The organism is Longibacter sp. (genome assembly GCF_051155795.1).
Classification (GTDB): domain Bacteria; phylum Bacteroidota; class Rhodothermia; order Rhodothermales; family Salinibacteraceae; genus Longibacter.
Map to the genome: position 1 here is coordinate 27,264 of NZ_DAXETW010000106.1, position 24,366 is coordinate 51,629.

The window sequence follows — 24,366 nt, forward strand, 5'->3', positions numbered from 1 at the left end:
GGGCTCTCCCTGTCGGGCTCATTTTTTGCTGACCTCCGCTTCTTGCATTGTCTTCTTCCCGTACCATAACGCGCGTATTCTGGAGAGCCCTTCAGGGCCTGCTCTACCTGGTCCTCCTAGGCGCCATTGCCTTCTTCGGCTTGACGCGGACGGAGGTCGGGCGCGACGAATTGCGCCAGCAGATCGAAGCCCGGTTTGACGACCAGTTTACCGGCTCCCTGCACATCGCGCGTCTGCAGGGGAATCTCGTCAACGACCTCTACGCCTCCGATGTCCGGATTCTGGACGCCAACGGGGAACGGGTCGTGTCTGTGGACTCCGTCACCCTGCGTCCGCGGTGGACCCAGCTTCTCGCCCGGGAGCTATCGGTTCGCCAGATCACCCTGCACCGCCCCGAGGTCCACGCCCACCGGGACCGTAACGGTAGCTGGTCAATCCAATCGGCGCTCCGACGCACCCGACCGTCGTCCGACGGGCCGGGCCTTGGCATCTCCGTGGCCGACGTGCGGGTCCAGAACGGTCGCGTCACCACCACCCGCGACGGAGCGGCCCCGGAGACGGTCCGGGAGGGATGGCTCTTCGATTACACGCGTGCAGGAGTCGAGAATCTGAACGCAAACGGAACAATCGACTGGTCCGGCGGCGAAAAGTTGATCGAGGCCTACGACGTCACCTTCGATGTGCCTGACGCCGGGCTTTCCTTCGCCGCAGTGCAGGGACAGGTGGTCCGGGAAAACGACACGTGGACGCTTCGACAGACACGGATTGCTACTGGCGCGACAGATATTCGGGTGAGCGGCTCGGTGGCCATGAACGAGACCGGCGAACCGAACCTCGACATCAGCCTTGCCGATAGCCGGATCGATTTCGACGAAGTCCACCGCGTCGTGCCCCGAAGCCCACTCCGGGACCTCGTCTCCGTCCGCGGGCGCATCATCGGCCCACCGTCCAGCTTTCTGCTCGACGATGTGGAAGTCCGGCATGGCGCCTCCCGTATCAACATCGAGGGAACGGCGCTTGGCCTCCCCGACTCTCTAGATTACGATGTACGCGTGAGCGAGGCGGAGCTGCAGCGCGCCGACGTCGAAACCGTCTGGGGTCGGCCGCTCCCCGAACGGCTTGCGACCGTAGACGACGCGTTGCTCTCGTTTTTCTCCCGCGGCGTGATCGACCTCTCTGCAGATCGGCCCACGCCGTTCGATGTCAGCGCGTCGCTGACGGCGGAGACCAATCTCGGAGCCGCCCGCGGCGATGTCGCGGTGCAGCGACGCCCCGGTCGGGCCGTACAGTACTCTGCCGAACTTGACGTCGACAGCCTAAACCTGGGACCTGTGACCGGGCGACCTCAGCTTGCGGGGGCGATCACCGGGCGCATTACCGGAACCGGCCGCGGTATACGGACGGACAGCCTCGATACAGACCTCTCCCTGCAACTGCGGCCCTCGTCGATCGGTCAACAACGGCTCGACACGGCCCGCGTCGACATCACCTTGACTGGACGCGTCGGCGAGGCGCGGATTATGCTCGATCAGGCGGGAGCCGGCACCCTCTCTCTCAACGCTCGGGTCGACGCCCGGGCGCGTGAACCGGACATCCGGCTCACGGCGGATGCGCGCGGCCTCGACCTCGCGCCTCTCCCCGGTACCCTGCCTGCTTCGTCCCTCTTCGCACGCCTCGAAACGCGAAGTCGCGGTGGCGACATGTCCACCCTGACCGGCTCCCTTTCGCTTCAGGTCGATTCATCTCGCATCGCGTCGGGCGACAGTCTCCACATCCTCCCTCCCCACCGTGTGACGGTCGACCTCACCGAGGACGGGGACGACCGGCCCCGCCTGCGTGTCGACGGCACGGTCCTCGGCCTCACCGCGACCGGGGATCTCGACACTCAGATCCTGCCCGCCGTCGCCGGACTGTGGCAACGTGAGTTCCAGGACGCCCTCCGCCTGGCGGCCGACAAACCCATGCCGGCCGAACTCGCCTCCGCGGGCAACACCGTCGTGCGCACGTCCGCGGCAGCGACCGAGCCCGACTCGGCCGTCTCCACACCGGACGCCGACGCCGGGCTGTCGCTTTCGGCCCGCCGCGACTCCGTGCGGGGGCTTCTACAAGATGGTGGCATGCAACGCCCCCTCGATATCGGGCTAAACGCCACAATCCGGGACGCGGCCGTTCTCCGCCTCTGGCTCCCGATGCTGCCCCCACTCACGGATGGACTATCCTCCACGCTAAACGCCCGTGCTGACGCGGACACGCTCGCGCTGCGGGCAACGGTTCATGCCGACGCGTACGCCACGAATCAGGTCCGCGCCGACTCGCTGCGTGCAATTCTTCAAATGAACGCGTCACTGGACCGCCCTCTCGTAGCCTCCACATCGACCCGGTTCGACGTAATCGCGCACGAGGCCGCAGTTGGCAGCCTCTCTGTGGCCGCACCGCGGCTCTCGGCCCGGTATCAGGAGCGGTCGGGAGAACTACGCCTGTCCACTGATCGGAAAGGCAATGCCGGCCCGTTCACGTTCGAAGCCGGCTTGAACGTACGGGCATCGCGCAATGTCATCACCGTCCGCGACCTGTCGGCGACGGTCGGAGAGTTGTCGTGGCGTCACTCCGAGGCGTCCACAATCGATGTGTACGGGGACGGCATCGTCGTCGAACCGCTCGTCATCCAGAGCCCGCGCCCGGAAACGGACGAGATTCAACGGGTTCAGATCTCGGGGCGTCTCTCCCCCAGGGAAGGAGACCGCCTCGTCGCCCGTGCAGAGAACGTTCTCCTCCACCCGGTATCCGAGTTGCTCAAACTCAACCGCCCCATTGCCGGGCGCCTCGACGGCGAAGTCGAACTGACGGGCCGCTGGAACGAGCCCATCGTGCAGGCCGACCTGACCGTGGGCCGATTCTCATTCGATCGGCGCCTTCTTGGGGTCCTCGGGCTGCGGGCAAGCTACCAGGGATCACCGGATGTCGGGGTTTCACTGCGGATTGAACCGGACACGACGGCGTCCGGGCCGGAGCTCGTGCCCGGCGGGGTTCGGACCGCCGAGAGCAATTCGCTCACCCTGGATGGTCGCATTCGTCTACCGATGGCCGGAGCGGACACTCTCGCCGGCGATCCGCTCGACCTCAACTTGACCGTCGACCGCGCCGACCTGTTTTTCTTCGAATACATCTTCCAGGACACCGTCACGAAGGTGAGCGGATACACGGCCGGTCGGGCCCACATCGGGGGGTCGTTTACCGATCCTCGGTTCGACGCCGACATGCGTGTCGAAGAGGGTGCATTTACGCTGCCGGACTTCAACCTCAATTATCGCATCGCGGGCGATGTCATGGTGGACGATGCCGGCATTCACCTCGCCGGCGTTCGGATCGACGACAGCGACGACGGGGTCGCCGATATCGACGGCAGCATCCTGTTCAACGACTACCGCTTCTTTTCCTTCGACCTTGCAGGACAGCTCCGCGAGATGACGGTCATCGACGTCGAGGACTCCGACGACCTGCCCTTCTACGGGACGATCCGCGCATCCGGCCCGGCAACGCTCACCGGACCCCTTCCGGACGCCACCCTGCGCTCCCCCGGTGCCCGGACGACGCCGGACAGCGAACTCTACATCCCGGTTCTGGAAGAAGACGTCTCGGAGGAATCCGGCTACATCATCTTCGCCGACAGCACCGGCCAGCTTCCCGACCTCCGCGACCTCACGCGGCGTGACAACCTCCTCGCGGATCGCCCGGTCGGCGAACCCTCATTCCTTGACGGGCTTGAACTCGATCTCAACATTCTGGCACCGCAGGGCTCAACCGTGCATCTCGTGTTCGACCCGCTGGTGGGCGACGTCGTCACAGCCATCGGATCCGGCCGTGTGCAGCTCCAGCGACAGGAAGGCGAGTTTTTCGTATACGGTACGTACGAGGTCGAAGGAGGCGACTACCTCTTTACCGCCGGCGAAGTATTCGTTCGCAAGTTCAGCATCGACGGCGGGACGCTGACGTGGGATGGCGACCCCGTGAACGCGGTCATGAATCTGTCAGCAGCCTATCGGACCCGGGCGTCGCCCGCCGGACTACCCAACGAGGAGCAGTATGCCGGCCGCATCCCCGTCATCGTGGAGCTGGACATTACCGGTCGCGTAGAAACGCCACGAGTCGATCTCAGCCTGGCTGTCGCGCGCGACCAGCGCTCCGGGCTGATCGGGGATCAAACGCTGGACGCCATCCTCAACCAGGACGACCTCGCGACGGAGTATGCGACCAGTGTGCTGTTGACGAACACGTTCTTGCTCACGACATCCACGCTGACGACCGGCGGGGCCTCCGACGAACAGAGCCGCATCGCGGAGGCGGGCAACCAGCTGGCGTTCAACAGCGTGTCGCAGCTCGTGGCGAGTCAGCTCAACCGGTACCTGTCCGAGGCCCTCCCGAACGTGGACGTGAGCCTCGGTGTATCGGGCGAGGACCCCGAGGATCTTGACATTATTTATGGCGTGGCCCTTCGCCTTCTGAATGAACGGCTCATCATTCGAGGCGAGGGCGTTTACACCGGTAACGAGCCGGATGAAACCGAGGCGAGCGGTCCCCAGGGCGAGTTTGTGGTGGAAGTGCGCCTCAGCCGCAGCGTGTCGGTCGAGGTGTTCTACCGGCGAGCGGGCGACGACGTCACACGGCAGACGCTCACGAATACGACTGGCGCCGGCCTCTCCTATCAGACGGAGTTCTCCACGTGGAAACGACTCTTCTACCAGCTCTTTGGCTGGCTCCTCCCCGGGGACGGCCCCCAGCCCGACACGGACGACCGATCGCCCCCCGAGCCCGAACCTGACGAGGCTGTTGCGCAGCGCGAAGACAACGAGTAAGTCCGGTGCAGGGGGCGCGGAAGCTGGCCGCTGAACCGCCGCGTATCACGTCAAGTCTTCACAGCTCTGACCGCCTGTTGTCCAAAATACGGCGAACGAGATCACGGGCCGCCCCGTTTGCTCCCCGATATCTTCTGCACGACCCCGCGCGTTGGGTTACGGTCCATTCCTGACCGTTCCGAAGGTGCGCCGTCGTCATTTTATTCGATAACGACCTTTTCTTTGTGAACGCTCGTTCCCAAACGGCTTCCGCGGACAAGAAGCAGCTCCGCAAAAAAACCCTCGATTTTCTACGCTCCCACTCCGAGAAGTGGTATCGCACCAACGAGATCGCAAGTGCCCTCCACATCAAGGACCACGACCGGTACCTTACCTTTTGCGATGTGATCGCCGATCTCGCGTCCCAGAAGTTGGTCCGTCGTCGGAAACGGAAGTACCAGCACAAGCCCGTCGGCAACCAGCGCGTCGGCGTCCTCAACGTCACACCCCACGGTTACGGGTTCGTCCAGGACAAGGAGGAGGACGAGGAATATTTCATCCGCGAATACAACATGGGCGAGGCGCTCGACAGCGACCTCGTTCGCGTCGGTATCGCCGCCAAGTCCGGCGGCAAGGACAAAAAGCGGGAGTGTGAAGTGCTTGAAGTTATTGAACGCCGGCGGACGAAAGTCGTCGGGACCTTCAAGCGAAAAGGCCATTTTGCCTTCGTCGACCCGGACGATCAGCGCATTCCGCAGGACGTGTTCGTTCCGCAGGAGGCGTTTAACGGCGCCGAAGACGGCGAAAAAGTGGTCGTTTCGATTGATCGCTTCGAAGACCGGAAAGCGTCACCAGAGGGCCGTATTCTCCGCGTCATCGGGGACGCTAACGACCCGAACGTCCGCGTGCTCTCCCTCGCGATGAGCATGGACGTGAAGGCCGACTTCCCGGAGGAGGTCGAGGCCGAAGCAGAGGCAATCGACGAAGAGATTCCTGCTTCGGAAATCGAGCGTCGCGTAGACCTTCGTGACGAGCTGATCTTCACGATCGATCCGGATGATGCGAAGGACTTCGACGATGCCATTCACCTGACGGAGCTCGACAACGGTCACTTCGAGGTGGGCGTCCACATCGCCGATGTGAGTTATTACGTGGAGCCGGGCACCGCCCTGGACGACGAGGCCATCGAACGGGCGACGAGCACGTACTTGGTCGACCGAACCATTCCGATGCTTCCCGAGAAGCTGTCGAATAAGGTCTGCTCCCTCCGCCCGAACGAGGACAAGTGCGCCTTTTCGGTCATCCTGGAGATCAACCGGCACGGCGACGTCGTCGACTACGACATCCAGGAGACCATCATCCACTCCAAGAAGCGGCTCACGTACGATCAGGCGCAGACGTATATCGACGGTGGATACCCGCAGCACGACGTCTCATCGAAGATCGTGCAGGCCAACCGCCTGGCGAAGACGCTCACGAAGAAGCGGATGCGCGAAGGCGCCATCGATTTCGGGAGCGACGAGGTGAAGGTGATTCTCGACGACAAGGGAAACCCGGAAAACATTATTCGCAAGGAGCGGATGGATGCCAACCGGCTGATCGAGGAGTTCATGCTTCTCGCCAACAAAACCGTTGCCCGGCACATCGGCGGCAAGGACGCGAATAAGCGCGTGGCCGACGGGGCCTACAAGAATCGGGATGAACCCCTCCCCTTCATCTACCGCATTCACGACAACCCGGACGGAGAGCGCATCCGCCAACTGTCCGAGTACGTGAAGGTCTTCGGCTACGACCTGCCGATCACGGACGGCAACGTCACCTCTCAGGATTTGGGCGACCTGATTGATGAGGTGCGGGGATCGGCCGAAGAAACCGTCATCACCCGTGCTGCTCTGCGCGCCATGTCGAAGGCCGAGTACAATGTGAAGAACATTGGCCACTTCGGCCTCGGGTTCGGCTTCTACTCGCACTTCACGAGCCCCATCCGCCGTTATCCGGACCTCGTGATTCACCGCCTGCTGAAGCGCTATGCCGCCTCCGGCAAAGTGCCGAAGAAAGGCAAGCTTCAGGAGATCTGCGAGCATTGCTCCGAGCAGGAACGGAACGCCGAGCAGGCCGAGCGCGAGTCCGTCAAGCTGAAGCAGGTGGAGTACACTCAGAAACACGTTGGCGACACGTTCAACGGGGTCGTCAGCGGAGTCACGAAGTTCGGCGTCTTTGTTGAACTGACCGATCTTCTCGTCGAGGGCCTCGTCCATGTACGTGAAATGGACGACGACTACTACATGTACGACGAAACTACGTACACCATGGAAGGCGAGCACACCGGCAAGTCGTACCGCCCCGGTGGCGAGTGCACCGTTCAGGTGACCAACGTGGACGTCGAGAAGCGCCAGATCGACCTCATCTTCGTCGACGACGACGAGTAGCGCGTCCCACCATCCCGAAGCGTCATAAGCAAAGCCCCGGTCGCCAGAATGGCAGCCGGGGTTTTGTATGCATGGTAACGACGGACTGCGCTCGCGTCGGGCGGGGTCAGCCGCGCACGAGCAGTACACTACACGGTGCAAACAGGGCCACCTGATGACTCACCGTGCCGACCTGATCGCTCGATTCATCCGGGTCGACGACGTGTGAGCGCATTATGATCAGGTCGGCCGGGGCTTCCCGTGCCGTCGCGACAATTTCCTGGGCCTGACCGCTCTCGCCGTAGGTAACCTCGGCCGTCACAGTGTATCCGGCCTCGGTCAGCTTCTCCGCCCACTGCGTGATTTTGGCCTGCGCGTTCTCCCGCAATTCCTCGTAGAACTCCGGGTCTTCGTCGAGGGGGATGTCATCGAGCATCTCGATGACGTGCAGCAGGGTAACATCCGTTTCACCGGGTACGCCGAGTTCCGTGGCACGCTCGAGCACCAGGTCGTTCGTCGCAGACAGGTCAACGGGAATGAGAACGGCGTCGTACATGGCGAGCGGGTTCGCGTGAAGAGCTAGCGGAGGGATGCGTCTGCATGATTTCCGGGCAACAGGTTTACTGTGTCGGTCGACCGGGTACCCGGGACGGCAGTCTAACGCCCGTGGGCGTCTCGTGCAAGCCGGTCGGCGGACTTGAATGACTGTAAACGGCGGTCTCTCTATGCGCCTTCCCGGATGCGTGTCGCGGAGGCCTCGAGCGAATCTCGGGAAATGAACGCACCTGTCGACGGCTCCACCTGACCGAAGCTCAGTACGCCCGTTGGGCAGCTCTGCACGCAGGCCGAGCACCGCACGCACTGGGGATCCGCCATTGGCTCCCCCTGTTGCGCGAAGGACATCACGTCGATGCCCTGGTGGCACACGCTGGTGCACACGTTGCATGAGATGCATTTCTCCTTATCAGCCAGGATGCGGAAGCGGCTGAAGCGGGCGTAGATGTGCATGAGGGCGGCAAGCGGGCACAGGAAGCGGCACCAGAAGCGGCCGGACAGCCAGAAGTAGACGCCGTAGCCGATCATGCCGGCCATGACGACATCGACCATCCACGCGTAGTTGATCTGCAGGCCGAAGACGGCGCCGAACATCAACTGGTTAAAGGCCTCGTCCATCCAGCCGCCCGGCCAGACCCATCCGCCGATGCGGAAGAAGAGCAGCACGAACGCCAGGACCATCAGCGCTTGCCCGACGAGATTGAGCTTGTTCCAGCCCTCCCCGTGCGGCATCTTGTCGCGGTGCTCGTCCCCGAGCGTTTCCGCCAGCGCCCCGCAGGAGCAGATCCAGCCACAGTAGGCGCCTTTCCCCCAGAAGTAGATCATGCCCGGAATCAGGACGAACGTCTGCACGAAGCAGATGGCGATCCACCACCACAGCGGCTCTGCGGTAAACACGTTGTAGACCAGAAGCGGCCAAGCAAGGATAAATCCATACGCCCGCCAATACTCACGCCCGTGAACCGCCCATTCACTCGTGGGAAAGAGGGCATCCAGGAAACCGGTTGGCAGAAGACCATTTGCACCCAGATACGGCAGGATCATTTCCGGCAGTAAAAACAGCGGGATGACCTGGATGGCCATCAGCGTGAGCGTCTGTACACGGATGTACGGCGTCTGCCTTCGTCGAATACGACGAACGCCGAAAATAACGACGATCAGCGAATACACCAGCGTGTAGTAGAACCCCGGTTTCGTAGCCGACGTCAGAATGATCTCAACCAGACCGGTCGCTTCCGGGTCACCGCTCAGGTTGAACGGGAAGATATTCGCCGCCGAGGCCCACTGCTGCACGATCCCTCCGTCCTTCCAGCTGTACACCGCGCACATGAACAGGAAGAAGGCAGCGAATGCCCCGACGCGTCTCCAGAGCACATTCGACAACCAGTCGACCCCGGTAACCGCCTCTTTCATGGTGGCCGGCAGATCCCCGAAGTCGTTTCGAAGCCGGATCCCGGAGCGGCGGAAAAAGTCGAGCGGCGCTTCGCGGCCGATCATCGCGTAAACTGCATCCGCCCGGACCGTTTCCGGTTCGCCCTCTGCGTCGGACAGCGTTACCTCGTGGTCGCCGATGGACTCGACCTCCGTCGGCATACGCAGGCGGAGCGACCCGTCTCCCGCATGATACGTCGCGAGCTCATACGCCCGATCGACGTTCTCCGGCTTCGGTCGCGCAAACTCGTCTCGACGATAGGACAGCGTGACCGCGGCGCCGGCCTCCGTCAGGGCGGTGGCGGCCTCCAGCGCGGAATCGCCGCCGCCGATGACCACCACGTCTTTCCCCGCCCACTTCTTCGGGTCGTGAAGGCGATGATGCACAAACGCCCGATCTTCTCCCGTGACGCCGAGGCTTCGGAAGTTTCCGCTGCGACCGATTGCCACGATTACCCGGCGCGCATAGACCCGGTCCCCGTCTTCGCTCTCGATAATATGCAGACCGCCATCCCGGGCGATGCGATGCGCTTCAAAGTCGCGAACGGGAAGATCACGGGTCTGGCCTTCGAGCTCGTCCACGAGCGCCTCTTTCACTTTCGCCGACACCGTCAGGTCCCCGGCAGGCGTCATGTCCTGCGGATAGGTGTAGATAGGCTTGCCCTGCTGGAAGTCCTTAATCGTCGCAAACCGGCAATTGGCTTCGAGCACGACGGCGTCGATCCCAAGATTTCGGGCCTCCCGGGCAGCAGCCATCCCTGCGGCTCCGGCCCCCAGAACGGCGATGGACACGGGCGCCTCTCGCGTTCCATCCGGCACGTGGGCCGGCGCACCGTCCCCTCCACCGGCCGCACCGAGATCGTCAGCGGCATGACGCACCGCTTTCACGCCCGAGTCGATCGAGAACTTCAGCAGCGGCACGCCCGCCAGATCGCCGACCACGTACACGCCATCGACACTGCTTCGATAGTGATCGTCGACACGGGGAAGCTTCTCCACATCACCGGCAGGCCATTGAAGGTGGAGCCAGTCGACATACTTCTGAAACGCGCGGATCATACGTGACGGTGATTGGAAATGAGTAGATGCAGCATGGGACAACGGTTTGGTACCGCAGACCGGGGTGTCGTTACGCATGCCGACGGCATCCGCTCCCTCTTCGTTCATGACGAGCGATGAACCGCCTCCTTGGCCGTTCACGACGACTCGGCCACGGACCGATGCCCACGATCAAACTTGTGTCGCTGGCCACCCGTTGAGTGCAGCATGCGTCAGAACGGATCGCTATTTCCGTAGCCGCATAGATACACCTCTTGCTTCCAGTCTCTTCCTTGATCCGCCCTCACGCGTATGACGTACGGCCTCACCGGGAACCCAACGAAGTCGCAGATTTGGCCGCCCCTGGAGCGCCTGATCACCTGGCTGTCGGACAAAGACATGCCCTTCTGCCTGCACGAGCCGATCGCGGACGGGCTTCGAGAGCGCGACCGCCTGGACGGGTCGATCTGCAGTGAACTGGATGCAGAACGCCTTGCCGAGACCAGCGACATCGTCCTGTCCTTCGGCGGAGACGGTACGCTGCTTCGTACGGCACACGAAACGGGTCCCAACGATACGCCGGTTCTCGGGGTCAATATCGGACGGCTCGGGTTTCTGGCCGACATCGAGGTGGACGACCTCTTCGAGGCCATCTACGCCATAGAAGCCGGCGACTACTCCGTCGAAGAGCGCATGGTCCTTGAGGCAACCACGCCAAACGACGATACGCTTGACGTCGCGTGGGCGCTGAATGAATTCGTCCTCGATCGAAGCGGAGAAGCCGGACTGATCGAGATCGACGTGCACGTCGACGGGGAAGAATTGAACACCTACTGGGCGGACGGCCTCATCATGTCGACGCCGACGGGGTCGACCGCCTATTCGCTGTCGACCGGCGGACCGATTCTCGCTCCCGGCGTGGACGGTGTCATCCTGACGCCGATTGCCCCCCATACACTCACCGTACGGCCGATCGTCCTGCCGGGCTCTGTCGAAATCACCGCTCGCGTTCTGGCGAACGATCAGCCGTACGTTTTCGCCGCGGATGGGCGCAGCACGGTCCTCGAGACCCACGACCTCGCCTTCTCCGTTCGCCGCGCGGAGCATACGGTCAACCTGGTCAAACTCGGCGGTCAGCACTTTTTCAAAACCCTCCGGAAGAAGCTCATGTGGGGCGTCAGTCGATCCACGAAAGAAGGGTGATCGATCGGGCGTCGAAATGCCCGATCTTCGGAACACGCACGTAGATTATTCGCCTCAGCGATGCTTTGCAGAATCCCTGTGAACACCTGCGTAACATGCCGTCGCCGCGAACCTTTCCAGGTGGCAAAGGTTGGGAGTGATCCCGGCGCGAGAAATCGCGCAATCCAGGTAGGTCAGGTAGCTCAGGTGGTAGAGCAACGGCCTGAAAAGCCGTGTGTCGGCGGTTCGAATCCGCCCCTGACCACACCCCCCGCGTCTCCCGGTCCCCCTGGCGAGGCGTTTTTTCGTCTGCTCGCTGCGGCATTCCGCTGCACATCTGAACTCGTAGTGAATCGAACGCAAGCCGTTTGACAGGATCTAGTCGGCGGCCTAGATTCGGCGTCGAATGAAGACGGCAATACGAACAGTATGCCAGCACAGATATGATGGTCAGGTAGCTCAGGTGGTAGAGCAACGGCCTGAAAAGCCGTGTGTCGGCGGTTCGAATCCGCCCCTGACCACGACACGCATCAGGATCCACCTCGTCCCACTCTCGCGGTCTGCCCCGCGGGAGTTTTTCTTTTGCCCGCCCCCTCCGTATACGCCGGATCCAGCCCCGGCCGCTTAGCGAGCGTGTCCGTTGCGAGTTTCTCCGCCGTCAACGTCCGCTCTCATCGGGGATGTCATGGCGACGGGGATGTCATGGCGACGGGGATGTTGTATGTTCATGTAGTAAATGTGTAGGTTGAAGGCGCGGTGAGTCCTTTTTTAGCGGAACCCTGCCCATCCTCCCTACCCCGACCGTCGAATCATCGACCGAGGCGCCATGAGAATATTCGACGACAGGCCGGTCGAATGTCCCCCGGTGGAGGTAACCCCTCTGCAGGAGGATGAAACCGGTCAGGACCTACTGAACCGTCTGTCCCACCTCCAGCAGCAAAAGGCCGAGGCCGAGCATGAAGCGGCAGCGACAAGTCAGCCCCTGCCGTCACTCATCGCCCGATCGGATGACCTTTCGGCCCGATCGATGGCGGGAACTGTGGATGTCGAGGAGGCGGAAGCCGCGGAGGAGGAGGTACAACGCGTCCAGGCCGAGGTGGAGGCGGCACGCCGGCGAGCCCGTCAATCGAGCAAGGCAATTGCTCTGGTTGAAAAGCAGCTCGAAGAACGCGCCAGGACCCTCTATGAGGAAAACACGCGACAGGTACGTGAGACCCACCGAACGCTCGTCAAAGAGGCCCGCGACGCCCAGACGCGAGCAGCGACGTTGCTGAGGATCCTCCGCGAGTTTGAAATGCGCTATGCGCGCTACACTGAAAGCACGGAGCCGGAACCCTACCCCCGATATTTGCGAGACGCGGAACGAACCAAGCCTCCGCGTTCGCTGATGGGACCCGCGAAATCACCGAATGGGCACGTATACGCGTCGTCAGACGCGACGCAATGGCTTCAGCGGGCCGCGGCGCTCCTCGATGAGAACGGTCCGTCTATCATCGACGTACAGGCGCTCGACTTTGAGTCACCATCTGCCACCTACACGCCGACCACGTCCGATCACGTCCCCGCGCGGTCGGATGTCAGCGAACCGGGTGCCGGTTCCCGCCCCCGAACGCCGGCCCATGACGAGGCAGATGTGCCGGCACCGGCGAATGTCGATCCCTCCACGAGTGAGACGCCAGAGGACGCCTCGGACGATTCCGCTCCAATTGACACGAGCGGCGAGGATGCAGACGACGCGTCGGACGGAGGCCAAGCGGCAGCGGACGGTGCCCGCTCATCGCCGGGCGACGTGAGCGACTTACAAGCGACCGGACGACAGGCAAAGGGCAAGTAAGTCCGAGGCCGCGCGTCCAGTGCCCGCACCGGTGATCCGGCCGCCGCGCGTTCCGGCTACTTCTTGTCGGTCCGAGAAATGATCCGGTGGACGAGCCCGTAGGTCACGGCCTCCTCGGCCGTGAGTGACGTGTGGGCGGCCAGGTCTTCCCGGATTCGTGCGCCAGACTGTCCCGTCGCATCGGCCAGTAGCCGCGCGACGCGTCGCTCAAGGTCGGCTTTCCGATCGGCGACATCGTCCACCGTTTCACCTCCTCCTGCAGCGATGGATGGCGGTTGAAAGCGGAATCGCACGTTCTCCAGGGCAATCCGATGCTCTTCCGCCGCACCGGCCAACAGCAACAGGCCGGCGCCCTGGATGCCCCCGCCGCAAATCACGGTTACGGGCGCATCCATGCTTTGCATCACGTCGACGATGCTGCATGCTGCCTCTGCATCGCCACCAGGCACGTTCGTCAGCATCAGACGTACCGGATCATCTCCCTCCCGATCCAAGAGCGTGAGGTGTTGCGTGAGCTGCGTCGCAACCTCTGACTCCAGTGCACGGCTCAGCACGAGCGTACGGTCACTGCGCGAGACGCCGGGAAGTTCGGAGCGAATAAATTCAGGAAGACTCATGAACTGCGGTACGAATGGGTCAAAAGGAACCAGGAGGTGCCGATGAATAGTCCGCTGCGACGTTTCACCTTTTTCCGCTCAAGGTGATCCCGACTGCAGGGGTTTGTTCGCACACCTACAGAATTTTCGATTCCGACGGACATGCGAGCATGCTGCGGCTCTGCCAACGGCTTGTACATGCTGCAACGAATCGTCCTTAGAACGAATCGTCCTTAGGAGGCCACCTGCACCCGATTACAGAACGGTTCTGGGCGTCGTTCTTCTGCGGTTCGCGCAACGTGTGTGCCATGAAACAGCCCGCTTCCTACCAACGGGTTTGGCGTCCCATCTACGCCATCATTTACCTCAAAGCCGTCCCCGACCGTAGTTCTATCGAAGCTTGTAAAGAACACTTCATCTTGGACCCGTTTTTGATGTAGTTCGGTACGTCGCAACGCGCGGTTGGACTCTCTCCCTTTGGCCGACTCGCGGGACACGGATGTCCTTCCCCGCTGCGATCTCCCCTACCCCACGCCCTTCATCTCGACCGATTCCCACGCGAATGTCCCTTCGATCGGCGACAGGTTTTCTCTTTTTCGCACTTGCATTTTCCATCGCACTAACCGCCTGTCAGACGACAGAGACGCAACGGATCATCGACGTCGGTCCATCCGATACGCGGTCGACGGTCAGCGGTACGGTCATCGACAGCCTGACTGGCGAGCCCCTCGACAGCGTTACCGTCTCCTATCGCGGGGCAGGCCAAACCCTCACGACCAACGCACAGGGGGAGTTCACGCTGACGGATGTGCCACCGGGCGTGTATGTCTTCGACCTGTCGAAGTACGGATACCATGAGCGCCGCAACGTTGCGGCCGTCGTGAGTCCTGGTGACCAGACCGTGGATATCACGACGTCGATGCTGAGCCAGTCGCTCGAGATGCAGTGCAACCAGGTGAACGCGGACTACCACACAGACATCAACCGCTTCCTGGAGGAAGACTCGACCGGCGTCCGGCTTCGGACCCTCGACTTCGTGGCCGACGGGCGCGACGTACTTCTCCAGCCGGTCGTATCCAACAATGTCAACGCGCCCATTTTCGTACCGGAGAATCTCGGTGCATACGGGCACTACGAACTCTCGCTTGTCGGCGAGGACGGACAGCCGATCTCGTTCACGTATCCGGGAGCGAGCGCACAGGGAGACGGGATGGGCGACAAAGAGGTGTACGAACGCGGCGATGTCCTGGTGATCGTTCCGCGACAGTCCCAGCGTCTCGACCCCACCGAGATTCGCATCGACGGGTCGGTTCCGAGCGGAACACCGATTTACGCCCGGATGCGATACAATTTTTCGCTGAACCAGACGCTCCGGCCGACGCCAACGTCTACATTTCCCTCGGTCGCGCTGGATTCGCTCCGCGCGCCGTTCTTCGACACCCTGCGGGTCAGCGACCGCCTGATCGTGCCGGATAGCCTCATCATCGGCGTCGACACGACGCTCGTTCGGGTCCTCGGTACCGACACGACCATCACCCGCGACGGACAGGTTCTGTATTCATCGGAGGAAAACGACACCCTCGATGCCAATACGGCGCTTTCTCTTCTCCGACTCCGCACGCCGGAGGAGCCGCTCGGGCCCGTAACGCTGCCGCCGATCGACACCACGCGGATGCCTCTTCAGATTGCGAATCGGTTCGACGAACGGGCACTCGACACGCTCATAACCGAGCGGGACCGGCTGAACGGTGTGCTCGACGCGTCGTGGCCTGCCGACTCGACCGAGACCGAAGCGCTACGAACGCGGCGTCGCCCGCTCTGGCGTCATCAGCCGCCGACGGCAAGCCACCGACCCGACCTCGACTCCCTGCTCGCGGAGGCCTTCGTGCCGGACTCCGTCCGTATCGACTCACTGCTTGCAGACTCCACGCTTCTGGCCTCGCTTCTTCCGGCCCCCCCCGCCCCAGCAGCCGCATCCGACACGCTAACGGCAATACCGACGGACACCACCGCTCAGGTGGCGACTACTGATACTGCGAGGACTGCCCCGGCACCAGAGAGCATGTCAGGTGAGACGGCAGCGGCCGCCACGGACACCGTAAAGCAAGATTCCGTCGAGACCAGTACGGCCTCAGACACATCCATGACGACGACGCCCACCACGGCCGTCCCGGATTCCGCGGCGGTGCCGGAAGACAGCATCATGGCAACAAGCGCGTCCACGGACACGCTATCGCAAGGGGAAGGCGGCGGCGATCGCCTCGCCGCCGATTCTGCGCGGACGGACACGAGCGCGATGCTGGACGAGACGGAACGCGAACGGCCGAAAGTTACGATTGACTCTCTCCGTAAGACAGTCAACATCGACTCCCTGCGAAACGCACGACGTGTCGATCTCCTCCGCGAGGCCCTGGAGCGGGACACCGCGCGGACCGTCCCCCTGGAGATGATGCGCTCTGCCGTGCTGGTGGACTCCCTCGAGCGAGCGATTCGCGGCGACTCAGTCCGGGCCGGTCTGCCACCCGCCGACTTGATCGTCGGCCTGGCAGCAACGCTCGACTCCCTGTCATCCCTCCCGCCGGTGGCGCTTGAGAAGATGGCGCTATCCGTGCCGGAGGCCTGGACGCAGGACTCAACGCGGGTGTTGCTCCTCTCCCCGGTGTTCCTTCGGCAGCCAATGACGCCTTTGCTCGACACAACGATGGTCGACGACATTCGGTCGCTGACGCCTCAGCGTCTGCTGCTGCGTCCGAAGCGCCTCAGCCAGATCGTCGTTCAGCAAATCATCCTGGCGCCCATTAGCGTCTACCGGGATGAATACCTGCAGACATGGGCCGAAGTGCAACGGGAAAACCTGCGCGATCCGTTCTGCGACATCCTCCGGATCCCGCTCGAAACGGACTGGCGGTCGACAACCGTGCAGTAGGTGCGACCCACCCTCCCCTCCACCGTCCCGTGGCTCCGGCCGCGGGGCGGTTTTTTGTTTCGCCATCGCCGCTATGCGACCGCTGCTCTGACACTTCGGCCCGTGTGCGTTATCTTGGTCTCAGACTGCCTACGTTCTAGCGCCTTACCGAGCGACGGTACCGATGTCGTCCCGCAAAATAGAACCAATCGAGATCACGGAGATCGCCGATTTTCTCGGCGCGACGCCCCCGTTCGACGCACTGGACGAATCGACCGTGCGCACCGCCGCTCGAACCGTCGACATCACGTACGAGCGGTCCGGTACCGTCATGCTGGACCTCGGCGATGCGACGGACACACTATATCTCGTCCGTTCCGGCGCCGTCGAACTGCACGACGCGTCGGACACGCTCATAGCACGGCTCGGTGAGCACGAATTCTTCGGTTACCCCTCCCTTCTGACGGATGCGCCCGCCCGTCGCCGCGTGACGGCGATCGAAGACACGCTCGTCTACCATCTTCCGGCGTCGCTCTTCGACCGTCTGCGAGCACAACACGCCCCGTTCGACCGGTTTTTCGCGCGGGCCCACGCCGACCGCATCCACGATGCGGTCCAGGAGTCTCGCGCAAACGTCCCGCTCACGACGCCGCTACGCGATGTTATTTCGCGCCGGCCCGTTCAGGCCACGCCGGACACGTCCATCCGGGACGCTGCCGCCATCATGCAGGAGCACCGGGTCTCGTCGCTTCTCATCACAGACAACGGACGGCTGGTGGGTCTCGTTACCGACCGGGACCTTCGAAACCGGGTGCTGGCCTCCGGCGTCGCGCCAGCGGAGCCGGTCTCCGTCGTTATGACCGCCGATCCGTGGACGATCGCTTCGGACGCACGGTCCTTCGAGGCAATGCTGAGCATGAGCCGCCGCAACATCCACCACCTGCCGGTGGTGGACCACGACGGCGTCGTCGGCATGATCACCACCACCGACCTCATGCGTCAGCAGGTCGACAGCCCCGTCTACCTCGTCGGAGAGGTCTGGAAGCAGGAGGACCTGGAGGGGCTAGTCGAGATCAGCCGGCGGGTGCCCGGTATGCTTCGGCAAGTCGTCGACGCAGGCGCAAGAGCCGATGACGCCGCGCGCATGGTGACGGCCGTGACGGACGCTCTCACCGAGCGTCTCATCGACCTTGCAATCGACCGTTTCGGGCCGCCGCCCACCGCGTTCGCATGGGTAGCCCTTGGATCGCAGGCGCGTCATGAACAGACCGCGCATTCCGACCAGGACAACGCCCTCGTGCTGGGCCGTGACGCCACGCAGGACGACGACGCCTATTTCAACGATATCGCGCAGTTCGTCTGTGACGGCCTGAATGCGTGCGGATACGAGTACTGTCCGGGTGAAGTGATGGCGACGACACATCGGTGGCGACAACCTCTGTCGGAGTGGAAGCGAACGTTTCGAGCATGGATCGAGGAACCGCGTCCCAAGTCGCTGATGCATGCGACCATCTTCTTCGACATGCGCCACATCGCCGGAAATGCGGCGCTTACGACGGAGCTTCAGTCATACGTTCTCGAACGGACAGCCCGTAATACGATTTTCCTTGCGTCCCTGGCCGCCACGGCACTGGATAACCAGCCGCCGCTTGGCTTCTTCCGACGATTCGTCCTCGAACGGCACGGCGGCGAAAAGGACACCCTGGACCTGAAACTAAACGGCGTCGTCCCCATCGTCGACCTCGCCCGAATCCACGCGCTCGGTCACGGCGTGTCCGCGGTCAGCACAATTGAGCGCTTTCAGCAGCTCGCCGGTGGCGGTCACATGAACGCCGGCGACGCCGCAGACCTGCGGGATGCCCACGAGTTCATCGCGTCCGTACGCCTGCGCCACCAGGTGGATCAGATCCGTCAGGGCCACGAACCCGACAATTACGTCGCACCGGACAGCCTCTCCGGATTCGAACGACGACACCTGAAGGACGCCTTCAAGATCGTATCTCAGATGCAGAGCGCGCTATCGCAACGTTACCAGACGAGCTTTATTTCCTGACGCGCTGGCTCCCCGCCCACGGATGTCCGCCTCCTTCCCTTTTCGGTCGATGACGTTTTCGCTACAACGTGCCTGGTACCGGCGCCATTGCGACGGCGCCATGGCCGCATACCTGGACGCGCCCCCGCCCGCGGCTCGGGCAAATGTCAAAACGCTGGATCTGCTCGCCCTCGATCTTGAAACAACGGGTCTCGACCCGGGGACGGATCGCATTGTAAGCATCGGATTCGTCGAAATCGAAGGGCGGCGGATCTGCGGCGATAGGGCCCGCCACATCCTGCTGAAGATTGACGGCTCGGTCGATCAAAGCGCGACGATCCATCAAATCACCGACACCGATCTCGGGGACGCCGTCTCTGAGCGGGATGCCCTGGATACGGTCCTGACCCACCTGCAGAGACACGTCCTCCTGGTCCACCACGCACCGATGGACGTCGGATTTCTGAACGCTGCCTGCCGTCGCCACTATAACGTTCCCCTCCTCGCTCGAACGGTGGACACCCTCGCCCTTGCACGGCGCCTGCAAGAGCGCGGCAACAAGCACGCGCGGGCAGGTGCGTTGCGGCTGCACGCCCTGCGCTCCACCTTCGGCCTGCCCCGATACGCGGCGCACAACGCTCTGTCGGACGCGGTCGCCACGGCCGAGCTATACCTGGCTCTCCTGCCGCGCTGGGCTGGAGACGACGCGCTCCCGCTCCGCACCATCCTTACGTAGCCGGGCGACCTGACGTCACACACCGGTCCCGCCACCCTTCGACCCACTCTCCCTCTATCGGCTCATGATCGCGTCTCGTTGCTTCTCCCTCGCCTGTGCATTTCTTTGCACCCTGCTTCTTGTTGTTCTCCCCGGCTGTATTGAGGAACAGCCGGAGGCCACGGAGCGGATCACGGAGGTCTATGCCGACAGCACGCCGCGGGTTGTCGAAGTCGTCGAAGGTGACTCCGTCGTGGAGACGCGCCACTTCCGGTCGACCGGGTCGCTCCTCCGCCTCGAGCGCGGGGACTCCGTCGCGACGTATCTCGACATCCACCCGGTCGACTCAGCATATGTGCTGCAGGACTTTCTTCAGGGCCGCTGGCGGAGCGTCGGCATCGACACCACCGATTCAATGGCCAGCGAAACGTACGTCTTCGACGAGAACTCCCTGACCTTCATCAACCCCTTCGGTGAACGGCACGAATCGATCGGCGTCCGGTACGACTCGCTCCGCACCCTTTACACGGAATCGGGCACGCCCGTTACCACCGAGATCGTGGCCTTCGACACGGTCCGAGTCACGGGCTACACGCTCGTACGCCAGGACGCACCGGCGACCGACGGGTGACCGCACGTACATCGCGTCCACACAACAACGGCTCGCCGGGGATGAGTGCCCCGTGCGAGCCGTTTCGTGTTCCGGGTTTCGTTTCTGCGCGAAATCAACCCTCCCAGCAGACCCGGGCAAAGCGGCGCTTGCCGACCTGCACCGTAAATGGCGCGCGGTCGGACACGTCGACGTACAGGCCGGTGTCAGTGACCGTCTCACCGTCGATGGAAACAGCGCCTTGCTTGATCATCCTTCGTCCCTCGCTGTTGGATTCCGTCAAGCCGGCATTCCGCATCAGATTCAGAAGGCCGACCTCTTCGCCGTCCCCGGCGTCGGACACGTACTCGTCGATGTCATCCGGGACGCCGCCGTGAACGACGGTGCGCTCGAAATGCTCGCGGGCCGCCTCCGCCGCCTCCTCTCCGTGGTACATCGTGACGATTCGCGCTGCCAGCTGGTGCTTGGCGTCCCTCGGGTTCTCCTCGGCGAAGGCCTTGACGTTCTGGAGCGCGTCCGTCGGAATGTCCGTGATCAGCTCCGTGTACCGGAAGATTTGCTCATCCGGGATTGACATCGTTTTGCCATACATCTCCTCCGGCGTCTCGTTGATGCCGATCGCGTTGTCGAGGGATTTCGACATCTTCTCGTGTCCGTCCGTCCCGACGAGGAGCGGAAGCATCATGCAGACCTGTGGATCCTGACCGGCGACCTGCTGGACGTGACGCCCGACCAGGAGGTTAAAGCGCTGATCCGTCCCGCCCAGTTCGACATCCGACTCGATGTGTTTCGAGTCCTGCGCCTGCGCGAGCGGGTACAGGAATTCGTGAATGCTAATCGGCTGCCCGGCCTGGTAGCGCGTTTTAAAGTCCTCCCGCTCCAGCATCTGCGCTACGGTGTACGTGCCCGCAAGCTCAATGACATCGCTGAACGACATTTCGTCGAGCCACTCCGAGTTGTACAGAATGTCCGTTTTTTCCCCATCCAGGATGCGGGTGGCCTGCTCATAGTACGTTTCTCCGTGCTCACGCGTCTCCTTCAGCGTCAGCGCGGGCCGCGTTTTCGAGCGGCCCGTGGGGTCGCCGATCATACCGGTGAAGTCGCCAACGATCAGGACCGCGCGATGGCCGAGGTCCTGAAACTGGCGTAGCTTTCGAAGAACGACGGTGTGTCCGAGGTGAAGGTCCGGGCGGCTCGGGTCGCAGCCGAGTTTTACGGTCAGGGGCGTGTCCGCGTCTCGCGACTCCTGCAACTTCGTCTTGAGGTCCTCCTCGGGGACAACTTCTTCGACACCCCGCATCAATACTTTCAGCTGCTCATCGACCGGTGGGAACGGCATTCCTTAGAGATTCTGGTGGGTGGAATAAGACGAAGGCCCGGATAGCCGGGCCGGGTACTCGAACGATTCGGTGAGCCGACCGAACGGACGGCTATTCGGGACGCCGTGCGTCAGAGGTTGTACGACTTCTTGACCTCGTCCAGACGCCGTTTCGACTCGCGTTCTTTGATCGACTGGCGTTTGTCATGCTGTTTCTTCCCCTTCCCGAGGCCGAGTTTGACCTTGGCCCATCCATCTCGGAAGTATAGCTCAAGCGGGACGATGGCATAGCCTTCCTGCTCGGCTTTCTCTCCCCACTTCTCGATCTCGCGCGACTTCAGGAGGAGTTTCCGGTTACGGCGCGGCTCGTGGTTGAAGTGGCTGGCCTGCTCGTAGGGTTTGATGTAGGCATCATGCAGCAGCATGTCGCCGTATCGGTCCACGCTGCAGTACGATCCGTCCAGGCTGACCTTGCCATTCCGGACGGACTTGACCTCCGAACCCTTCAGCACGAGGCCCGCCTCGACCGTTTCCTCGATGTCGTAGTTGAAGCGCGCTTTCTTGTTGCGCTCCACCATCTTGATTCCGTCTCCCATGGTATCGTCTCTCTGCCAGTCGCATGAACGAGGCCCTGCGCACCTGCAACGCTAGCCGTCATCGCCGAGCCCGATGTCGGGCAGGTCTCCTTTGGGGAAGTCGGGACCGGCCGTGGGTGGCTGGTTTCCGCTGGACGGAGGCGCTTCCGGAGGGGGCGACCCCGGTCCGTCGTCTTCCTCATCGTCGCCCTGACCGAGAAACACGAACGGCAGATCCGGTACCTCGTCGGTCAGGTCGTAATAGAACATATATTGCCGGAGTTCGGTCAGGCTCGCCATCGCGAGTCGGTCCAGCGCCGAACGCAGGTCCTCGCGATAGAACTCTCCGAGGCGCTCAGATGTCTCCTGGGCCATGACCCAGACGTCCCGGTTTTCCTCTGCCGTCTCGCGGGCATCCACGAGCGCTTCCGTCACCTCGTCATTGACCCGGTCGCGCTGCATGACGAAGAGCCCCCAGACCATCGGGTAGTTCGTAAGCTCGTACCACTCGCGCCCGATGTCCATCGAGAACGCGTCGAGCTGCATGGCCGGCACATCGTTTCCGACGAGCAGGGCCGCGTCTTCCTCCGTCTCCAGAAGCTGGCGCGGCGTGAGACCGTCGTACGGGACGAACGCCGGCTCCGTCCCATAATGCTCCTGCAGGACGACACGCGCGATGAACCGCTCCTGCGACACCCGTCGATCGTAGGCGATGGTCTCCGGGTAGTCGCGCAGGCCGCCGCTCCACGCCAACCGGGCATACGGGTATTTCCATGAGACGAGGCCGATGCTCGGTACCACGTCAATGGAGTCGGCCGCCTGGAGCGCGAGGGTTGTCGGAAGAAGCGCAATGTCCACCTCTCCCTGCACGAGGCGGCGCGCACACTCCTCGGGCCGGTACCGGAGAATGTCGAACGGATTTGAGACCGCGCCGGATGTGAAGCCGGAGACGAGAAACTCTGCCGGTGGTAAGTCCCAGATGGCGAGCTTCATGCACGCAGGTGGGTTGTCGGAAAAGGTTTTATCGAACGATCGCGCAGGGGCACGAAACAGCACGCGTCCGAGCCGGGAGACTCAGACGCGGGCACGCCGGATCGGCGGTGGCTCAAGATTCTGTCGGAGCCACCGCACGACTGCGGGTCGGCAGAAGATTACGCGTCGCGCATGCGCTCCTTGATACGCGCCGCCTTCCCGGCCCGCTCGCGGAGGTAGAACAGCTTCGACCGGCGGACGCGACCGCGGCGGACAACGTCAATCTTCGCGATGCGCGGCGAGTGAACCGGAAAGATCCGTTCCACGCCGATGCCGCTGGAGATCTTACGGACCGTGAAGGTCTGGCTCGAGCCGCTGCCACGGCGCTGGAGCACGACCCCTTCGTACTGCTGGATCCGTTCTTTGTCACCCTCCACCACGCGCAGGTGCACGTTCACCGTGTCGCCCGGCTCGAAGTCCGGTCGGTCGTCTTTGAGTTGCGTGGTTTCAATGAGGGAAATGAGATCGGTGGTAGCCATAACGGGTACCTCATAAGGATTAATAGGTGGTGGCAGCCAAGCGGACTGCCGGAATATGTCGAAAGGCTGCACGCGGCAGCGGGTATGGACGCCGGCGGGGGCCGAAATCCTCGGTCAGTCGGTCAGCAAATCGGGTCGGCGCCGGCGGGTCTTCTCGATCCGGTGGGTGTCACGCCATTCAGCGATGGCCGCATGATTCCCCGAGCGCAGGACCGCCGGCACGGTGAGCCCGCGATACTCGGCGGGTCGTGTGTAAACAGGAGCGTCGAGGAGTCCGTCCTGGAACGAGTCTGTGAGCGCAGAGGACGTGTCGCCCAGAACACCGGGCTGTAGTCGTGCCACCGCGTCAATCAGGACCAGGGCCGGCAGTTCACCGCCGCTCAGCACATAATCGCCGATCGACACCTCGCGCGTGACCCGCTCATCGCGGACGCGCTGATCGACGCCCTTGTAGTGGCCGGCGAGGAGCACGAGGTGATCCACCATGGAGAGCTCGTTTGCCATGGGCTGGCCGAACGGCTCCCCGTCCGGCGTGAGGAAGATCACCTCGTCGGGGTCGCCGTGCGCGTCTGCGACGGCATCGAGGCAGGCAAAGATGGGTTCCGGTTTCAGAACCATCCCGGCTCCGCCGCCGAACGGATAGTCGTCGATCTGTCGGTGCTTCCCGTCCGCGTAGTCGCGAAGGTCGTGCACCTCAATCTCGACGGCTCCCTTATCCTGAGCGCGACCCACAATGCTGTGCTGGATCGGACCGCGGACGATGTCCGGCAGTGCCGCGATGACGTCAATGCGCATGGTACCACGTACGGTCAACGATGACAGGC

At 62.8% G+C, this 24,366-nt stretch carries 16 protein-coding genes and 2 tRNA genes; 10 read left to right on the forward strand and 8 right to left on the reverse strand.

Annotation, left to right across the window (positions count from 1 at the left end; genetic code table 11):
- Positions 1-47: 47 nt before the first annotated feature.
- Complete coding sequence (locus ACFCU0_RS11355) at positions 48-4,853, forward strand: translocation/assembly module TamB domain-containing protein (protein ID WP_434973790.1); 4,806 nt, start codon at positions 48-50, stop codon at positions 4,851-4,853.
- A 224-nt stretch (positions 4,854-5,077) separates the two neighbouring features.
- Entirely contained in the window at positions 5,078-7,261 is a 2,184-nt protein-coding gene (gene rnr / locus ACFCU0_RS11360; protein WP_434973791.1) for a ribonuclease R, read from the forward strand.
- Between the two features lie 106 nt (positions 7,262-7,367).
- Here the strand turns inward: rnr and ACFCU0_RS11365 are convergent, their stop codons facing one another.
- Both ACFCU0_RS11365 and ACFCU0_RS11370 read right to left on the reverse strand, forming a co-directional pair.
- The gene (locus ACFCU0_RS11365) at positions 7,368-7,796 is read right to left on the reverse strand and encodes a universal stress protein (RefSeq protein ID WP_434973792.1); all 429 of its coding nucleotides are present in this window, start codon (positions 7,794-7,796) and stop codon (positions 7,368-7,370) included.
- 167 nt (positions 7,797-7,963) lie between these two features.
- Positions 7,964-10,285, reverse strand: a complete 2,322-nt coding sequence (locus ACFCU0_RS11370; protein ID WP_434973793.1) for an NAD(P)-binding domain-containing protein — start codon at positions 10,283-10,285, stop codon at positions 7,964-7,966.
- Between the two features lie 291 nt (positions 10,286-10,576).
- Between ACFCU0_RS11370 and ACFCU0_RS11375 the strand changes: the two genes are divergently transcribed.
- The 4 genes from ACFCU0_RS11375 to ACFCU0_RS11390 all read left to right on the forward strand — a co-directional run bounded on the left by ACFCU0_RS11375 (position 10,577) and on the right by ACFCU0_RS11390 (position 13,280).
- A complete protein-coding gene (locus tag ACFCU0_RS11375; protein ID WP_434973794.1) occupies positions 10,577-11,467 on the forward strand; it encodes an NAD(+)/NADH kinase in 891 nt (296 codons plus the stop codon).
- 171 nt (positions 11,468-11,638) lie between these two features.
- Positions 11,639-11,711 (forward strand) — tRNA-Phe (locus ACFCU0_RS11380).
- Positions 11,712-11,894: 183 nt separating this feature from the next.
- Positions 11,895-11,967: transfer RNA gene (locus ACFCU0_RS11385), tRNA-Phe, on the forward strand.
- 305 nt (positions 11,968-12,272) lie between these two features.
- Positions 12,273-13,280, forward strand: coding sequence for a hypothetical protein (locus ACFCU0_RS11390; RefSeq protein ID WP_434973795.1), 1,008 nt, complete (start codon positions 12,273-12,275; stop codon positions 13,278-13,280).
- 56 nt (positions 13,281-13,336) lie between these two features.
- On the opposite strand, the gene ACFCU0_RS11395 is transcribed toward ACFCU0_RS11390, so the two are convergent.
- Complete coding sequence (locus ACFCU0_RS11395) at positions 13,337-13,897, reverse strand: ATP-dependent Clp protease proteolytic subunit (protein WP_434973796.1); 561 nt, start codon at positions 13,895-13,897, stop codon at positions 13,337-13,339.
- Positions 13,898-14,438: 541 nt separating this feature from the next.
- On the opposite strand from ACFCU0_RS11395, the gene ACFCU0_RS11400 reads away from it, so the two are divergent.
- The 4 genes from ACFCU0_RS11400 to ACFCU0_RS11415 all read left to right on the forward strand — a co-directional run bounded on the left by ACFCU0_RS11400 (position 14,439) and on the right by ACFCU0_RS11415 (position 20,159).
- On the forward strand, positions 14,439-16,802 hold the full coding sequence (locus tag ACFCU0_RS11400) for a carboxypeptidase-like regulatory domain-containing protein (protein WP_434973797.1): 2,364 nt from the start codon (positions 14,439-14,441) through the stop codon (positions 16,800-16,802).
- Positions 16,803-16,965: 163 nt separating this feature from the next.
- Positions 16,966-18,834, forward strand: coding sequence for a putative nucleotidyltransferase substrate binding domain-containing protein (locus ACFCU0_RS11405; protein ID WP_434973798.1), 1,869 nt, complete (start codon positions 16,966-16,968; stop codon positions 18,832-18,834).
- Between the two features lie 49 nt (positions 18,835-18,883).
- Positions 18,884-19,549, forward strand: a complete 666-nt coding sequence (locus ACFCU0_RS11410; RefSeq protein WP_434973799.1) for a 3'-5' exonuclease — start codon at positions 18,884-18,886, stop codon at positions 19,547-19,549.
- A 64-nt stretch (positions 19,550-19,613) separates the two neighbouring features.
- Positions 19,614-20,159, forward strand: coding sequence for a hypothetical protein (locus ACFCU0_RS11415; RefSeq protein WP_434973800.1), 546 nt, complete (start codon positions 19,614-19,616; stop codon positions 20,157-20,159).
- Positions 20,160-20,253: 94 nt separating this feature from the next.
- On the opposite strand, the gene tyrS is transcribed toward ACFCU0_RS11415, so the two are convergent.
- From tyrS to trmD, 5 genes are all read right to left on the reverse strand, one after another.
- A complete protein-coding gene (gene tyrS, locus ACFCU0_RS11420) occupies positions 20,254-21,477 on the reverse strand; it encodes a tyrosine--tRNA ligase (RefSeq protein ID WP_434973801.1) in 1,224 nt (407 codons plus the stop codon).
- Between the two features lie 110 nt (positions 21,478-21,587).
- Positions 21,588-22,052 (reverse strand): SsrA-binding protein SmpB, encoded by a 465-nt coding sequence (smpB, locus tag ACFCU0_RS11425; RefSeq protein WP_434973802.1) that lies wholly within the window; start codon positions 22,050-22,052, stop codon positions 21,588-21,590.
- Between the two features lie 51 nt (positions 22,053-22,103).
- Positions 22,104-23,024, reverse strand: coding sequence for an MqnA/MqnD/SBP family protein (locus ACFCU0_RS11430; RefSeq protein ID WP_434973803.1), 921 nt, complete (start codon positions 23,022-23,024; stop codon positions 22,104-22,106).
- A gap of 158 nt (positions 23,025-23,182) precedes the next feature.
- The gene (rplS, locus tag ACFCU0_RS11435; RefSeq protein ID WP_434973804.1) at positions 23,183-23,542 is read right to left on the reverse strand and encodes a 50S ribosomal protein L19; all 360 of its coding nucleotides are present in this window, start codon (positions 23,540-23,542) and stop codon (positions 23,183-23,185) included.
- 114 nt (positions 23,543-23,656) lie between these two features.
- Positions 23,657-24,337, reverse strand: coding sequence for a tRNA (guanosine(37)-N1)-methyltransferase TrmD (gene trmD, locus ACFCU0_RS11440; protein WP_434973805.1), 681 nt, complete (start codon positions 24,335-24,337; stop codon positions 23,657-23,659).
- Between the last annotated feature and the right edge of the window lie 29 nt (positions 24,338-24,366).

Coding starts and splice junctions, on each gene's coding strand:
- ACFCU0_RS11410 (WP_434973799.1), top strand. CDS start 18,884: ATGACGTTTTCGCTACAACGTGCCTGGTACCGGCGCCATTGCGACGGC.
- ACFCU0_RS11370 (WP_434973793.1), bottom strand. CDS start 10,285: ATGATCCGCGCGTTTCAGAAGTATGTCGACTGGCTCCACCTTCAATGG.
- ACFCU0_RS11430 (WP_434973803.1), bottom strand. CDS start 23,024: ATGAAGCTCGCCATCTGGGACTTACCACCGGCAGAGTTTCTCGTCTCC.
- tyrS (WP_434973801.1), bottom strand. CDS start 21,477: ATGCCGTTCCCACCGGTCGATGAGCAGCTGAAAGTATTGATGCGGGGT.
- ACFCU0_RS11390 (WP_434973795.1), top strand. CDS start 12,273: ATGAGAATATTCGACGACAGGCCGGTCGAATGTCCCCCGGTGGAGGTA.
- trmD (WP_434973805.1), bottom strand. CDS start 24,337: ATGCGCATTGACGTCATCGCGGCACTGCCGGACATCGTCCGCGGTCCG.
- smpB (WP_434973802.1), bottom strand. CDS start 22,052: ATGGGAGACGGAATCAAGATGGTGGAGCGCAACAAGAAAGCGCGCTTC.
- ACFCU0_RS11415 (WP_434973800.1), top strand. CDS start 19,614: ATGATCGCGTCTCGTTGCTTCTCCCTCGCCTGTGCATTTCTTTGCACC.
- ACFCU0_RS11395 (WP_434973796.1), bottom strand. CDS start 13,897: ATGAGTCTTCCTGAATTTATTCGCTCCGAACTTCCCGGCGTCTCGCGC.
- ACFCU0_RS11365 (WP_434973792.1), bottom strand. CDS start 7,796: ATGTACGACGCCGTTCTCATTCCCGTTGACCTGTCTGCGACGAACGAC.
- ACFCU0_RS11400 (WP_434973797.1), top strand. CDS start 14,439: ATGTCCCTTCGATCGGCGACAGGTTTTCTCTTTTTCGCACTTGCATTT.
- rplS (WP_434973804.1), bottom strand. CDS start 23,542: ATGGCTACCACCGATCTCATTTCCCTCATTGAAACCACGCAACTCAAA.
- ACFCU0_RS11375 (WP_434973794.1), top strand. CDS start 10,577: ATGACGTACGGCCTCACCGGGAACCCAACGAAGTCGCAGATTTGGCCG.
- ACFCU0_RS11405 (WP_434973798.1), top strand. CDS start 16,966: ATGTCGTCCCGCAAAATAGAACCAATCGAGATCACGGAGATCGCCGAT.